At 71.2% G+C, this 13,880-nt stretch carries 12 protein-coding genes and 1 tRNA gene; 3 read left to right on the top strand and 10 right to left on the bottom strand.

The window, feature by feature from the left end; translation table 11 throughout:
• Positions 1-89: 89 nt before the first annotated feature.
• The 3 genes from AB0E07_RS31140 to AB0E07_RS31150 all read right to left on the bottom strand — a co-directional run bounded on the left by AB0E07_RS31140 (position 90) and on the right by AB0E07_RS31150 (position 5,189).
• Positions 90-1,916, bottom strand: coding sequence for a tetratricopeptide repeat protein (locus tag AB0E07_RS31140; RefSeq protein ID WP_362259664.1), 1,827 nt, complete (start codon positions 1,914-1,916; stop codon positions 90-92).
• Positions 1,917-2,122: 206 nt separating this feature from the next.
• A tRNA-Met gene (locus AB0E07_RS31145) sits at positions 2,123-2,196 on the bottom strand.
• A gap of 41 nt (positions 2,197-2,237) precedes the next feature.
• A complete protein-coding gene (locus tag AB0E07_RS31150; RefSeq protein ID WP_362259666.1) occupies positions 2,238-5,189 on the bottom strand; it encodes a UPF0182 family protein in 2,952 nt (983 codons plus the stop codon).
• 143 nt (positions 5,190-5,332) lie between these two features.
• Between AB0E07_RS31150 and AB0E07_RS31155 the strand changes: the two genes are divergently transcribed.
• Positions 5,333-5,875 carry a PPA1309 family protein gene (locus AB0E07_RS31155; protein WP_362259668.1) on the top strand — a complete coding sequence of 181 codons (543 nt, stop codon included), beginning with the start codon at positions 5,333-5,335 and terminating at the stop codon, positions 5,873-5,875.
• 103 nt (positions 5,876-5,978) lie between these two features.
• Here AB0E07_RS31155 and AB0E07_RS31160 read toward each other — a convergent pair whose 3' ends face one another.
• The 4 genes from AB0E07_RS31160 to AB0E07_RS31175 all read right to left on the bottom strand — a co-directional run bounded on the left by AB0E07_RS31160 (position 5,979) and on the right by AB0E07_RS31175 (position 9,162).
• Positions 5,979-7,073, bottom strand: coding sequence for a PDZ domain-containing protein (locus AB0E07_RS31160; RefSeq protein WP_362259670.1), 1,095 nt, complete (start codon positions 7,071-7,073; stop codon positions 5,979-5,981).
• 36 nt (positions 7,074-7,109) lie between these two features.
• Complete coding sequence (locus AB0E07_RS31165) at positions 7,110-7,268, bottom strand: hypothetical protein (protein ID WP_362259672.1); 159 nt, start codon at positions 7,266-7,268, stop codon at positions 7,110-7,112.
• Between the two features lie 126 nt (positions 7,269-7,394).
• Entirely contained in the window at positions 7,395-7,856 is a 462-nt protein-coding gene (locus AB0E07_RS31170) for a molybdenum cofactor biosynthesis protein MoaE (RefSeq protein ID WP_362259674.1), read from the bottom strand.
• A 193-nt stretch (positions 7,857-8,049) separates the two neighbouring features.
• On the bottom strand, positions 8,050-9,162 hold the full coding sequence (locus tag AB0E07_RS31175) for an SDR family oxidoreductase (RefSeq protein ID WP_362259676.1): 1,113 nt from the start codon (positions 9,160-9,162) through the stop codon (positions 8,050-8,052).
• Between the two features lie 193 nt (positions 9,163-9,355).
• On the opposite strand from AB0E07_RS31175, the gene AB0E07_RS31180 reads away from it, so the two are divergent.
• A complete protein-coding gene (locus AB0E07_RS31180) occupies positions 9,356-10,792 on the top strand; it encodes a zinc-dependent metalloprotease (protein ID WP_362259678.1) in 1,437 nt (478 codons plus the stop codon).
• Complete coding sequence (locus AB0E07_RS31185) at positions 10,789-11,304, top strand: NUDIX hydrolase (protein WP_362259680.1); 516 nt, start codon at positions 10,789-10,791, stop codon at positions 11,302-11,304. The genes AB0E07_RS31180 and AB0E07_RS31185 overlap by 4 nt, the downstream gene beginning before the upstream one ends.
• Before the next feature lie 48 nt (positions 11,305-11,352).
• Here the strand turns inward: AB0E07_RS31185 and AB0E07_RS31190 are convergent, their stop codons facing one another.
• From AB0E07_RS31190 to AB0E07_RS31200, 3 genes are all read right to left on the bottom strand, one after another.
• Positions 11,353-12,108 carry an AIM24 family protein gene (locus tag AB0E07_RS31190; RefSeq protein ID WP_362259682.1) on the bottom strand — a complete coding sequence of 252 codons (756 nt, stop codon included), beginning with the start codon at positions 12,106-12,108 and terminating at the stop codon, positions 11,353-11,355.
• A 17-nt stretch (positions 12,109-12,125) separates the two neighbouring features.
• Entirely contained in the window at positions 12,126-12,806 is a 681-nt protein-coding gene (locus AB0E07_RS31195; RefSeq protein WP_362259684.1) for an AIM24 family protein, read from the bottom strand.
• Positions 12,807-12,819: 13 nt separating this feature from the next.
• A partial coding sequence (locus AB0E07_RS31200) for an AIM24 family protein (RefSeq protein ID WP_362259686.1) occupies positions 12,820-13,880 on the bottom strand: 1,061 nt, incomplete at its 5' end.

Below are 13,880 nucleotides of genomic sequence, written 5' to 3' on the forward strand. Positions count from 1 at the left end.
TCAAGGACGCGGACGGAGGCAAATCGCTTTACGCGGGGCCCGGGCACCGCGGTGGCCCCGGGACCGCTGGGCCCCGGCACCGCGCCCGCTCAGGCCGACAGCTCCTCCCGGAGGGCGTCCCGCAGCCGGGCCGCGCGCTCGGACACCTCACCGGGGCCCAGGGCCACGGCACGGTCGGCCCAGCGCTGCCCCTCGGCCAGCTCGCCACGACGCGCGTAGACGAGGGCCAGCCGCAACGCCGCCCGCCCGTGACCGGCGTCGGCGGCCCGGGTCCACCACACGGCCGCCTCCGGCTCGCTGCCCTCCCTGGCCAGCAGCAGCCCCAGGTTGAAGGCGCCGTTGCGGGAACCCGCCTCGGCCGCCTCGCGGTACCACCGGGCCGCCTCCACGACATCGCCCCGGGCCGCGGCGAGCATCCCCACCCGCACCTGCGCGCGGCGGTGCCCCTGTCCGGCGGCCCGCTCGTACCACTCCTCGCACTCGCTCTTCTCGTGCACGGTCTCGCCCAGCTCATGGGCGGGAGGCGCGGGCCGACGGGCGTCGAGCACGGTCGCCAGCCGGTACGCGGCCTCCGCGCTCCCGCCGCCGGCGGCGCACCGCAGATGCCGCTCGGCACCGGCCTCGTCACCGTCCCGCAGCCGGGCGATGCCGACCTGGAGCGCGGCCTCGGTGTGCCCCGCGGCGGCGGCCCGCTCGTACCAGCGCAGCGCCACGCCACCCTCCCCCCGGCCGGCGAAGAGGATGCCCAGGTTGAAGGCGGCGTCCACGCTGCCCGCCTCGGCCGCCTTGGAGAACCAGGGTTCGGCGCCCGCGGTGTCCCCGCCCTGGAGCAGCAGGATCGCGAGCGCGTTCGCGGCCTCCCGGTGCCCGGCGTAGGCGGCCCTGCGGTACCACTGCTCGGCCTGGGCCACCCGCCCCTGCTCGGCGCAGAGCAGCCCGAGGTTGTACGCGCCGTTGTCGTCACCGGCGTCCATGGCGGCCCGGTACCACCGCTCGGCGGTCTGGGTCTCGCCCCGCTCGGCGTGCAGCGCGCCGAGCGCGTTGGCGGCGTTGCCGTCGCCCTCCTGGGCGGCCCGCAGCCACCACACGGCGGCGTTCTCCTCGTCCCCGGCGTCGCGCAGCAGGAAGCCGAGCGCGCAGGCGGCACGGGCCTCGCCGTCCTTGGCGGACGTCAGGTACCAGCGGCCGGCCTCCTTCAGCTCGCCGCGCCGCTCCAGGATCGCCCCGAGCTGGAGCGCGGCCCGGCGGTGTCCGCGCGCGGCGGCCTGCCGGTACCACTGCTCGGCCTCCTCGGCGGCGGGACCGCCGGGGGCATCTACGGCGGAATCACCCGTGACACCGTTGTCACCGTCGGCCTCCCCCACGGCCCGGCGGTCCAGTGCCCGCGCGAGCCGGTACGCGGCCTCGCGGTGGCCCCGCTCCGCCGCGGCCCGCATCCACCGCGCGGCACCGGGGTCGCCGCGGTGCTCCAGCAGATCGGCGAGGGCGTACGCGCCCAGCGCGTGGCCCTGCTCGGCGGACTGGCGCAGCCAGTACTCGGCGGCCGGTTCGTCCCCGCGCTCGCGGTGGTGACGCCCCAACGCGTGCGCGGCGGCGGCCGATCCCGCGACGGCGGCGATCCGCCACCAGCCCGCGGCCTCGTCGGCATAGCCGCGCTGGTGGAGCAGAACTCCCAGATTGTTGGCGGCGGCACGGTCCCCGGCGGCGGTGGCGGCACGCAACTGGGGCTCGGCCCCGTCGAGATCGCCACGGCGCAGCAGCAGAGCGCCGAGCACGCTCATCGCCTCGGCGTCGCCGGCGTCGGCCGCGAGCCTGAGGCGCAGCTCCTCGGCGGCCTCACCGGCTTCGTCCCGGTCGGAAGACTGCACAAAACGCCCTGTCTCCAACAGAGTTGCCTTGTCCCCCATAACGTCCATCGTCGCACCACCTGCAACCTGGGTACACCTGGTATACCGCAGCCAGTGAGGTCACTTCAGCGTTTTGTCGACATGCCCACAGAGAGACAAGTCAAACACAGTTCGCCCAACTCCCCTCAGCGGCACGGCCGCAGACACCCCTCGGCACATGCGTTCGCACATCACGAAGGCCCGGATCCTGTGAGGATCCGGGCCTTCGCTTTCAGTAGCGGGGACAGGATTTGAACCTGCGACCTCTGGGTTATGAGCCCAGCGAGCTACCGAGCTGCTCCACCCCGCGCCGTTGTTCGGCAACCGTATCACGGCGCGGGGCGGGCTTGATCAGCCGCTGTCGGGACTGGAGGTGGGGCTGGGGCTCGCGCCTCCGCCGTCACCGTCGCCCGACTCCGCTGCCTGGGCGTCCTCCGCCCGCCGCAGGGCGTCCTCCAGGGCCTCCTGGGCCTTGCCGTAGGCCTCCCAGTCGCCGTCCTTCAGCGCCTGCTGGCCGTCCTCGAAGGCCTTCTGCGCGTCGTTCAGCGCCTCTTGGACCGTCGGGTTCTCCGAGGTCGGCGGTGGCGTGGGGTCAGGAGTGTCCCCGCCGTCGTCCTCGGGTGGCTCGGGCGTCGAACCCTGGGCTCCGAAGACCTTGTTGAGCGCCTCGTCCAGGGTGTCCTCGAAGGCCGTGCTGCCGCCGTAGGTCACCAGGACCTTGCGCAGCAGCGGGTACTTGAGGCCGCCACCGCGGACGTAGACGGGTTCGACGTAGAGCAGACCGCCGTCCAGGGGCACCGCGAGCAGGTTGCCGTACTCGACCTCGGAGTCGCCTCGGCTGAGGAGGCTGATCGTCTCGGCGATGTCCTGTTCGGAGTTGAACTGGCTCTGGACCTGTTTGGGTCCGTTGACGGTGGTGTTCGTCGGCAGTTTCAGGATTCTGATCTTGCCGTAGTCGGAGGTGCCGGCCTCCGCGTCGACCGCCATGAACGCGCTCAGGTTGTCACGGCCGTTCGGAGTGAACGTCGTGGTCAGCGAGAACGCCTGCTCCTGCTGGTCCGGCATCTTCATGCTCAGGTAGTACGGAGGCACCGCGTCGCCCGCCTTGTTGGTCGGGTCGTCCGGCACCTGCCACACCTCGCTGCCGCTGAGGAACGTGGTCGCGTCGTCCACGTGGTAGCGGGTGAGCAGCTCGCGCTGGACCTTGAACAGGTCCTGCGGGTACCGCAGATGGGCCATCAGCGACTCGGAGATGTCGCCCTTGGGCTCCACGGTGTTCGGGAACGCCTTCATCCAGGTCTTCAGGACCGGGTCCTGGGTGTCCCACTGGTAGAGCTTGACCTCGCCGCTGTACGCGTCGACGGTCGCCTTCACCGAGTTGCGGATGTAGTTGACCTGGTTCTGCTGGGCCACCACCGCGCGCGAGTCGTTCGTCGCGGTCAGTGAGTCGGCCGTCGTGTCCCCGAGGGTCGTGCGCGAGGCGTAGGGATAGCCGTTGGTGGTCGTGTAGGCGTCGACGATCCACTGGATCCTGCCGTCGACGACCGCCGGGTAGGCGTCACCGTCGATGGTCAGCCACGGGGCGACCGACTCGACGCGCTCCTTGGGGGTGCGGTTGTAGAGGATCCGCGAGCCCTCGCCGATCGCGCCCGAGTACAGGATCTGAGGCTCGCTGAACGCCACCGCGTACGCGGCGCGGTTGACCGGGCTGGAGAGATTGACCCCGCTGTCGCCCTTGTAGCTGTAGGTCTTCTCGCCACTGTCGTCGGAGTAGTCGATCTCCTTCTGCGGACCGCCGACGATCGAGTACGTCTCGGTCTTCTCGCCGTAGTAGACCCGCTGCTGGTACTCACCGAGATCGCCCTTGGAGGGCAGGTCGGACTCGGTGAAGACCGGGCGGCCCTGGGAGTCGGCGCTGGTTCCCTCGGCGGCGACCGCACCGTAGCCGTGCGTGTAGCGGAAGTGGTCGTTGATCCAGTTGTTCTTCGGGATGCCGCTGAGGTTCAGCTCGCGCAGACCGATGACGGTGTCCTGGTCCTTGCCGTCCTTGCTGTACCGGTCGACGTCCAGGTTGGTCGGGAAGCCGTAGTAGTTCCGGATCTGCTGGAGCTGCTGGAACGTCGGCGAGACCACGTTCGGGTCCATGATGCGGATGCTCGCCGCCTTGTCGACGTCGTCCCGCAGCTTGGCCTTGTCGTCCGTGGAGCTCTGGCCCGAGTACTCGGTGACCTGGGCGTCGTCGATGCCGTACGCCGCGCGCGTCGCCGCGAGGTTCTTCTCGACGTAGGGCGCTTCCTTGGCCTGCTCATTGGGCTGGACCTGGAACTTCTGGACGATCGCGGGGTACAGACCGCCGATGAGGATCGCCGAGAGCACCATCAGGCCGAAGCCGATGACCGGCAGCTGCCAGGTGCGCCGCCACAGGGTGGCGAAGAACAGCAGGGCGCAGATCACCGCGATGCAGAACAGGATCGTCTTGGCCGGCAGATAGGCGTTGGCGTCGACGTACCTCAGGCCGGTCCAGTTGTCGGTGGCCTTGAAGTCGCTGGACTTCACGGCCAGGCCGTACCGGTCGAGCCAGTAGGCGACCGCCTTCAGCGCCACGAAGATCCCCAGCAGCACCGACAGGTGTCCGGTGGCGGCCGAGGTGGCGCGCGCTCCGGGGCTGGTGACGCGGAGCCCGCCGTAGAGGTAGTGGGTCAGCGCGGCGGCGATCAGCGAGAGGATCGTCGCGGCGAAGCCGAAGCCCAGCAGGAACCGGTACCAGGGCAGGTCGAAGGCGTAGAAGCTGACGTCCAGGTGGAACTGGGGGTCCTTCTGCCCGAAGGACACGCCGTTGACCCACATCAGCCAGGTACGCCACTGACCGGAGGCGGAGGCGCCGGCGATCAGACCGACCAGGGCGGTGATCGCGAGCAGCAGCCACTTCTTGTAGGGCGCGATGCCCATCCGGTAGCGGTCGAGGCTCTGCTGCTCCATGGACATGGCGCTCAGCGGCGGGCGCAGCCGGTGGGCCAGCCAGATGTTGAAGCCGACCGACACGGCCATCAGCAGGCCGAAGACGAAGAAGAGACCGATCTTCGTCCACAGGGTCGTGGTGAAGACGGACGAGTAGTTCACCGACCGGTACCAGAGCCAGTCCGTCCAGAAGCCCGCGAACATGGTGAACGCCATGCCGAGTACGGCAAGGACGCCCAGCGTCATGAGCAGGGTCCGGACGCGCCGGGACGGGCGGCCCACTCTGATCCGTGGCCCCGTCGGGCCTCCGCCGCGGTCCGGCATCTGGAAAGCCAAGGTGCGCACCTCGAAGTTCGCTGTCGATCCGTCAGGCCCTCGACTTTTTGGACCCTCCGGGGGGCCTCGTGATCGTAGGCCCACACCTATGCAACTTACTCACGCTTTACTCGGTTCCCGATTCCGGGTGGGAACGAGGCAGGATTGTGACCATGTCCAACACTCCCATGGCGGCGAGCCCGCTCACCCGGGCCGTACTCGAGATCGACGAGTACGCCTCCGGCCTCGGCTGGGACCAGCCCGCCCGACTCTTCGCCCTCGTAGACACCGCACGGCTGCGGGCCCAGGAACCCGGCCTCGCCGCCCAGCTCGGTCTGGAGGACGAGCAGGAGACCTCCGGCCTGACCCCGATCGAGCAGGATGAAATTCCAACGGGCAAGCCGCTCGATGAGTTCCTCGCCACCATCGCCTGGCCCGGTGCGGTGGCCGGCTGCGCGCTCACCGTGGAGCGCCTGATGCTGCCGCCGTCCGCGGAGGCGCAGGTTCCGAAGGATCTCGACGAGCGCGCGCTCACCCAGTGGGTCGCGCGGCACCCCGAGCGTCAGGAGGTCCGGATGACGGTCGCGGTGCTGCGCGACGGCACCCGTGACTCGGCCCTGCGGCTGCGTGAGAAGGACGCGCCGACCGAGGTGCTCACCGGCAAGGACCTGGTGCCGGGGCTGGCCGAGGCGCTGGCGGCGACCTTCGAGGAGTAGCCCCGGCCCCGGCCCCGGCCCCGGCCCCGGCCCCGCCCCGGCTCCACTCCGGTGGATCAGACGGCAGCACTTCGGTGGATCCGCCGGTCGAGCACTTCGGTGATCAGCCGGTCGAGCACTTCGGCAGGTCGGCCGTGTCGCCGGAGCGGATGTCGTCGAGGGCGCCGAGCGCGTCGTCGATGGTGCCGACCTTGACGAGGGTGAGCCCGTCGGGGGTGTCCTTGGCGGCGGCCGCGCAGTTGTCGGCGGGCGTGAGGAAGTACCGGGCGCCCTTGTCGCGGGCGCCGACGGTCTTCATCTCCACTCCGCCGATGGGGCCGACCTTGCCGTCGTCGTCGATCGTGCCGGTACCCGCCACGAAGGCGCCGCCGGTGAGGCTGCCCGGGGTGAGCTTGTCGTAGATGCCGAGCGCGAACATCAGACCGGCGCTCGGCCCGCCCACGTCGGCGAGCTTGATGTCGATCGTGAACGGGAAGGTGTGGTCGGTCCCCGCGGAGATCCCCACGATGGCCCGCTTCTCGCCGGTGTCGTCGGAGGCGGCGGTGGTGATCTTCACCTGCTCCGCCCCGGTCGGCTTCCGCTGCTCCTTCTCGGCCGCCGCCTGCTCCTGCGCGGGCACGATCGTGAAGGTGACGTCCTCGCCCGGCTGATGCCGGGTGACCAGCTCGGCGACGTCCGCCGGCTCCTTCACCGCCGTACCGTCGACGGCCTTGATCACATCGCCGGCGTGCAGCTTGCCCTCGGCCGGGGAGTCCTTGACCACGGTGGAGACGATCACCCAGGACTCCACCGGGATGTCCAGCGCCTCCAGGGCGGCGACCTTCGCGCTCTCCTGGGACTGGCTGAACTCCTCGGCGTTCTCCTGGGTGGACTCCTCCTCCGTCTTGCCGTCCGGGTAGAGGGTCTCGTGCGGCACGACCTTGTTGTCGTGCGCGAGCCAGCCGTAGACGGCCTCGACGAGGTTCATCCGGTAGTCGGCGCTGGTCACCCTGACCGTGGTCATGTTCAGGTGGCCGCTGGTCGCGTAGGTCTTGCGGCCCGAGATCTGGAGCACCGGCTCGCCGTCGTGGTCCCCGAGCGTGTTCACCGTCGGCCCCGGGGACATCTCCGCATAGGGCACGGGGATGAACACTCCCGCGCACAGGAGCGCGATCAGCATCAGGGTGGAGGCGAGCATCGTCGCGGTGCGGCGTGGCATGCCTCGACAGTACGGGACGCCCCTGTCGGCGTCCCGTCAGGGCTGCGTCTTCTCCATGGCGGCACGGAACCGGGCATATCCGTCCAGTTCCGGACCGTCACTGCGGGCCTTCCGGGTCCGGTTGGCCCAACCGCCCCACAGACCGGCACCGACCGCAGCGACAAGCGGAATCAGCAACCAGGCGAGCGCCGCCATACCGTCCTCCCGACCCCATGAGCGACCGCAACTGACTGATCAGCAGATTAACCATCCACACCGACAACGCTGGTGCCAGGGGTGGGGTTACGCAAGCGGAGCATGGGGCGGCTGATGCCGAACGGGTCAGCAGGCGCCGACCCACTCCTCGGTGCCGTCGGAGAACTTCTGGTGCTTCCAGATGGGCACCTCGTGCTTGAGGTCGTCGATCAGCCTGCGGCACGCCTCGAAGGCCTCACCGCGGTGGGGACAGGAGACGGCGACGACGACGGCCAGGTCCCCCACCGCCAGGTCCCCCACCCGGTGGACGGCCGCCAGGGCACGCACCGGGAAATCACCGGCGACCTTCTCGGCGACACGCCGCATCTCATTCTCGGCGCCGGGATGGCACGAGTAGCCCAGCGCGTCGACGTCGGCGCCTCCGTCGTGGTTGCGCACGGTCCCTACGAACAGGGCGGTCCCCCCGGCGGCGTCGTCACCGACGGCCCGGAAGACCTCGTCGAGCGAGAGCGGGGTCTCCCGGACGGAGATCAGCTTGATGGGGTCCTGCCCGGCCAGCTCACCGGGGTGGTCGTTCGTGGGTGCCATGGCTCCATCGTGCCGCACCCCTCGGACAACCGGGAATACCAGAATCACCCGTCAGACACGCGTACCTCTTTGGAAGCTCGTACAGGAGCGAGGCGCTTGGGGAGGTGCCGCGCCCGCCTTTCCGGCGGACCGGAACCGGCGGGCGGGAACCGGCGGACGGCCCGGCGGCTCCCGGTGGCTCCCCGTGGGCGCCTCAGATCCGCCGCCGGGCCTTGCGGGCCCGGCGCACCACGGCCGCCGCGCCCAGCAGCGCCACCGTCGCCCCGGCCGCGCCCGCGGCCGTCGCGTCCTTCCGGCCCAGCCTCCGTCCGGCCACCGTGTGCCGGCCGGACACCTCCTCCAGCAGTTCGGCCAGCACTTCCTCGTTGGTCCAGCGCGGCCGCCACCCCGCGTCGTGCAGCCGGCTGCCGCTCACCACCCAGGGGTACATCGTGTAGGCGAGGTCCCCGGCCGGTGACGGAGTCAGCCCGATCCGGTGCAGCCGGGCGGCGGCACCGAGCGCGACCGCGGAGGGCAGCTCCATCCGCCGGATCCCGCTCAGCTCCTCCACCTCCTCCTGCTCCAGCCACCCGTCGCAGCCGACGGCCAGCTCGCCGTCGACCTTCTCCAGGACGGCGTACTCCAGGGCGCTGCACAGGTCCTCGACGTGGCAGAACTGCCAGGCGGGCCGCGAGCCGGCCACCACCAGCAGGCGGGGAGACTCGAAGTACCTGGTCAGCGCGGTGTCGGTGCCCCCTACGAGCACGGCGGGCCGCACCACGGTCACGTTCAGTCCCGGATGCGCCCGCGGAGCGCGCCGGGCGAGTCGCTCGACCTCCAGCAGGTCGCCCACCCCGGTTGCCTCGGCGGTCGCCCGCAGCTCCGCGTCCTCCGACAGCGGCAGCTCGTTGTCGGGCAGCGCGCCGTAGACCATCGACGAGGTGCACAGCACCACCCGGTGCACCCCGGCGGCGGCCGCCGCCGTGAGGACGGTCTGGGTCCCCCGGACGTTGTAGGCCGTCCGGGCGGCTCCGTCGGTCTCCAGGTCGAGATCGAGCGCGAGGTGCACCACGACGTCGGCGCCGCGCAGCTTCTCCGCGATGGCCGGGTCCCGCACGTCCAGGATGTGCCACTGCACACCCGCGCACTCGCCTCGGCGCTCGTCGATGGCGATGACCTGCTTGATCTCCTCGGACGCGGCCAGCCGCTCGGTGAGCAGGGCTCCCACGCCGGACGCGGCACCGGTGACCGCGACGACGGGCCCGCGCATGGCGGGACCGGTTGACTGGTTTCGCGCTGCGCGAACCTGCGGATCAGGGGAACTCACCGGGCGTCTCCAGCGGTTGTCTTCAGTACGGGCGCGATCGACGCGTACGTACCAGGTGGCATCCATCCTGCCGCAGGCCGGGAGTCGGCGAAGCACCGAGGCCCCAACCGCCCGTGGTGTCTACGCTGGGTGGTGTTATCGGGCAGTCGCGCCGTCGGAGTGAGACCGGCGGCCTTACCAGCCGAGGAATCCCGTGAGTGACACCCCATTCGGATTCGGCCTTCCGCCGGAGGAGCCGGAAGACGGCGACGAGGGCAAGAAGAAGGACCAGCAGAGCGGCGGTGGTCAGGGACCGGCCAACCCGTTCGGATTCGGCGGGCTGCCCGGTGCCGGTGGCTTTGGCGGCCCCGGCGCGGACAACCCGTTCGCTGCCATGTTCGGTTCGCTGAACCCCACCGACCTGGGCGCCGCCTTCCAGCAGCTCGGGCAGATGCTCTCCTACGAGGGCGGCCCGGTGAACTGGGACATGGCCAAGCAGATCGCCCGCCAGACGGTCTCCCAGGGCACGTCGGACGGCGTCAAGGACGCGAGCGTCGGCCCCGCCGAGCGCACCGCCGTCGAGGAGGCCGTCCGCCTGGCCGACCTGTGGCTCGACGACGCGACCTCGCTGCCGTCCGGCGCCGGCTCCGCCGTGGCCTGGTCCCGCGCGGAGTGGGTCGAGGCGACGCTGCCGGCCTGGAAGGAGCTCGTGGACCCGGTCGCCGAGCGCGTCGGCACCGCGATGGGCGATGTCCTGCCGGAGGAGATGCAGGCCATGGCGGGCCCGCTGATCGGCATGATGCGCTCCATGGGCGGCGCCATGTTCGGCACGCAGATCGGGCAGGCCGTCGGGGTCCTCGCGGGTGAGGTCGTCGGCTCCACCGACATCGGCCTGCCGCTCGGCCCGGCGGGCAGGGCCGCGCTGCTGCCGGTGAACATCGAGTCCTTCGGCAAGGACCTGGGCGTGCCGAAGGAGGAGGTGCGGCTCTATCTCGCCCTGCGCGAGGCCGCCCACCAGCGTCTCTTCGCGCATGTGCCGTGGCTGCGCTCGCACCTGTTCGGCGCGGTCGACGGCTACGCGCGCGGGATCAAGGTCGACACCGCCAAGCTGGAGGACGTGGTCGGGCAGTTCGACCCGCAGAACCCCGAGCAGCTCCAGGACGCCCTTCAGCAGGGCATGTTCCAGCCGGAGGACACGCCCGAGCAGAAGGCGGCCCTGGCCCGGCTGGAGACGGCTCTGGCCCTGGTCGAGGGCTGGGTGGACGCGGTCGTGCACGCGGCGGCGAAGCCACGGCTGTCGTCCGCCGACGCGCTGCGCGAGACCCTGCGCCGCCGCCGTGCCTCCGGCGGACCGGCCGAGCAGACCTTCGCCACGCTGATCGGTCTGGAGCTGCGCCCGCGCCGGCTGCGCGACGCGTCGCGCCTGTGGGCGTCCCTGACGGACGCGCGCGGAGTGGACGGCCGGGACGCCCTGTGGGCGCACCCGGACATGCTGCCGACCGCGACCGACCTGGACGACCCGGACGGTTTCGTCCACCGCGAGCAGATGGACTTCTCCGAGCTGGACAAGATGCTCGGTGAGGCGGCCGGCGGTACCGCGGGCAGGCCCGACCTGGAGAAGCACCCCGAGAAGGACGACGACGGCGAGTGACCCTGTACGACGACGCGGTCCTGGTCCTGAAGGACTACGAGGGCCAGACCGAGCTGCGCCAGACCTATCTGGACCATCTCGCGGACGGTCCGGACGGCATGTGGAAGTCCCACGCGGCCGGGCACATCACGGCGAGCGCCCTGGTGATCGACCCGTCCCCGGGGAAGGTCCTGCTGACCCTGCACAGGAAGCTGCGGATGTGGCTCCAGATGGGCGGTCACTGCGAACCGGGTGACACGACGCTCGCGGCGGCCGCGCTGCGCGAGGGCACCGAGGAGTCGGGCATCGCCGGCCTGACCCTGCTGCCCGGCGGCCCGGTGCGCCTGGACCGGCACCACACCCCGTGCGCCTGGCATCTGGACGTCCAGTACGCCGCGCTGGCCGCTCCGGGCGCCGTGGCGGCCATCAGCGACGAGTCGCTGGACCTGCGCTGGTTCGCCTACGACGAGGTGGCCGACGTGGCGGACGACTCCGTCGTGCGCCTGCTCGAAGCGGCCCGCGCGCGGCTGTGAACGCGTGAGGGGCGACCGTGTGCGCGGTCGCCCCTTCCCGTGGCGCGCTCAGCTCCAGACGTTGCCCTGGTTCTGGGCGCGGACGCCCTGCTGGCCCATGCCGTACTGCGCGGCGAGACCGGAGCCGACCTGGGCGTTCTGCGGCGGCAGCAGCTCGCTGGGCTGCACCAGGGCGTAGCCGCTGCCCATGAAGCTCAGCTCCCAGCCCTCGCCGGTGTTGCCGCGGCGCCGCCACACCCCGGAGGAGTGCGTCTGGGCCTGCATCTGCACCCGCAGGCCGGTGGACCAGGCCACGATGGCGTCGGCGTCGCAGTTGACGTACTTGTCGGGTGTGACCTGCATCATCAGCGGCATGCCGGAGGTCATCAGGGCGACCTTGCCGCGGCCGGTGATGTTGAGCTGGTACTTCCCCGAGCCGGAGATGCCGTAGAGGCTGTCCACGGCGATCACCTCGTGGTGCAGGGAGGAGTCCATCGCCAGCACGTAGCTGCTGTCGACGGTCAGCCCGTCCTGGTCCACGTCCACCATGTGGATGTGCTGCTTGAGGTTGGCGAGGTAGACCGTGCCCTGCCCGTGGCAGCGCATCAGGTCCAGGCCCTCGCCGGTGTGCGCACGCGTGCGGCCCTGGCCGCCGCTCTGGAGTTCGGCGTCGAACTCGACCAGGCCCTGGTAGGCGACCATGGTGCCCTTGCGGGCGAGGATGTCGTCGTGTCCCTCCAGGGTGAGCCGGAGCATCTGCTTGTTCTGCAGGCTCCAGCGCTCCTGGGACTGCTGGTCGTTGTAGGCGAAAAGCGGACTCTGCATGACGTTCTGGCTCCCCCTCAGCCCCGGACCCGAAGGCGGTCGGTGCTGTCCTCGCTGGGCTGGACGACGACGATGCCCGTGCCGGAGAAGGCCATCTGGAAGGCCTCGCCGCTGCCCCGGCCGATGAGCGACTGCGCCTTGAAGCTGCGCTTGCCCTTCACCTTCAGGTTCGGGGACCAGGCCACGAGCGCGTCCGGGTCGACGTACGTCTCGTTCTCGCCGCCGCCGCAGTCCACGACGATCGGCTTGCCCCGGGAGGTCAGGGCGACCCAGCCCTGCCCGGAGATCTTGGTGTTCCACAGGCCCTGCCCGGCGAACTTCGCCAGGCCCTTGACCCGCTCGACACCCCACGTCAGATGGGCGTCGAAGGCGAGCAGGTTGGTGGCGTTGACGGAGATCCCGTCGCCGTTGAGGTTGATCACCACGACGTTCGCGCCGTAGTCGGCGAGGTAGAGCAGTCCGTCGCCGGAGCACTTCATCAGCGGCGCGCCCTCACCGGTCATCCAGTCCTTGGCGATCTGGCGCACGGCGGGCGGGTTGGGCTCGTACTGCACGAACCCCTCGTAGGCGACCATCGACCCCACGCGTGCGAGGAGGTCGTGCCCCGTCTGCATGGCGACCTTCAGCATATGGTTGCCGTGGTTCTCCATGCGGGCGGTGACCGGTGCGGGAGCGTAGCCCGCGAGCGGCTGGTTCATGACGGGCTCTCCCTCAGATCTCGTACGGCTGGACGACGATGAAGTTGCCGGGCGCGCCGCGGAACTGCAGGTTGACGCTCTCCCCGGTGTCGCCGGGGTAGGCGTTGCGCCGCATGCGGACCTGGCTGGAGACCACCACCTGGGAGGCGGCCGACCAGGCGACGACGGCGTTGCAGTCGGCGAAGGTGGTCGGCGTGACCGGCAGGACGACGGGCGTGCCGTGCGTCTTGACGACGATCGTGCCGGTGCCGGTGAACTGCATCGTGAACAGCGCGCCGCCGGGGATGCCGTGTCCCTCGATACGACGGACCTCGTACTGGAGGCCCTCGTCGAAGGCGAGGACGTTCTCGGCGGAGACGCAGACGCCGTCGCCCTGGAGCTCGATGGGGTGCACCATCGTGTTGTTCTCGGCGAGGAACACCTGGCCCTGGCCGGTGCAGCGCATCAGCTGCATCTCCTGGCCGGTGGCGTTGCCCACCACGCGGCCCGCGAACCCGGCGCCCTTGTAGCTGAAGTCGACCTTGCCCTGGTAGAGCACCATGCTGCCCTGCCGGGCGAGCACCGGCTGTCCGCCGATGCCGAGGTCGACGCGGACCATCTTCTTGTTCTGCTGCGTCCAGCGCTGCCCGGTGGGCGTCTCGCGGAACTGCTCCAGCGCGGCGGCCACGCCGGGCGCCTGGGAGCCGCCCTGCGGGGCACCGCCGTAGGGGGCGGCCTGCTGTCCCGGGACCTGGCCGTACGCCGGGGGCTGCTGGCCGTAGCCGGGCGGCGGCGTCGGCTGGCCGTACCCCGGGGGCGGGGTGGGAGCCTGCGGCGCCTGGGGATAGCCGTAGCCGGGGGGCATCGGCGCGGCGGGCGGGGCGGGGGGCTGGCCGTACGGCTGCTGGGGCGGCTGTCCGTAGGGCGCGGGGGCCGGGGCCGGCGGCGGGACCTGGGTTCCGGCGGGCGGCGTCATGGGGGCGATGATCGTCGGCTGGGCGTGCACCGACGGGGCGGGGGCCGGGGGCGGCGTGAAGCCCTGGGCGGCGGGCTGCGGCGCGGGGGCCGGGGCGGGAGCTGCCGGGGCGCCGAAGG

The organism is Streptomyces sp. NPDC048002 (genome assembly GCF_040653275.1).
Classification (GTDB): Bacteria; Actinomycetota; Actinomycetes; order Streptomycetales; family Streptomycetaceae; genus Streptomyces.

What these genes read in the sequence shown, in the direction of transcription:
- AB0E07_RS31190 (WP_362259682.1), bottom strand. Translation starts at nt 12,108, where the DNA reads ATGCAGAGTCCGCTTTTCGCCTACAACGACCAGCAGTCCCAGGAGCGC.
- AB0E07_RS31170 (WP_362259674.1), bottom strand. Translation starts at nt 7,856, where the DNA reads ATGGCACCCACGAACGACCACCCCGGTGAGCTGGCCGGGCAGGACCCC.
- AB0E07_RS31155 (WP_362259668.1), top strand. Translation starts at nt 5,333, where the DNA reads ATGTCCAACACTCCCATGGCGGCGAGCCCGCTCACCCGGGCCGTACTC.
- AB0E07_RS31160 (WP_362259670.1), bottom strand. Translation starts at nt 7,073, where the DNA reads ATGCCACGCCGCACCGCGACGATGCTCGCCTCCACCCTGATGCTGATC.
- AB0E07_RS31140 (WP_362259664.1), bottom strand. Translation starts at nt 1,916, where the DNA reads ATGGACGTTATGGGGGACAAGGCAACTCTGTTGGAGACAGGGCGTTTT.
- AB0E07_RS31165 (WP_362259672.1), bottom strand. Translation starts at nt 7,268, where the DNA reads ATGGCGGCGCTCGCCTGGTTGCTGATTCCGCTTGTCGCTGCGGTCGGT.
- AB0E07_RS31195 (WP_362259684.1), bottom strand. Translation starts at nt 12,806, where the DNA reads ATGAACCAGCCGCTCGCGGGCTACGCTCCCGCACCGGTCACCGCCCGC.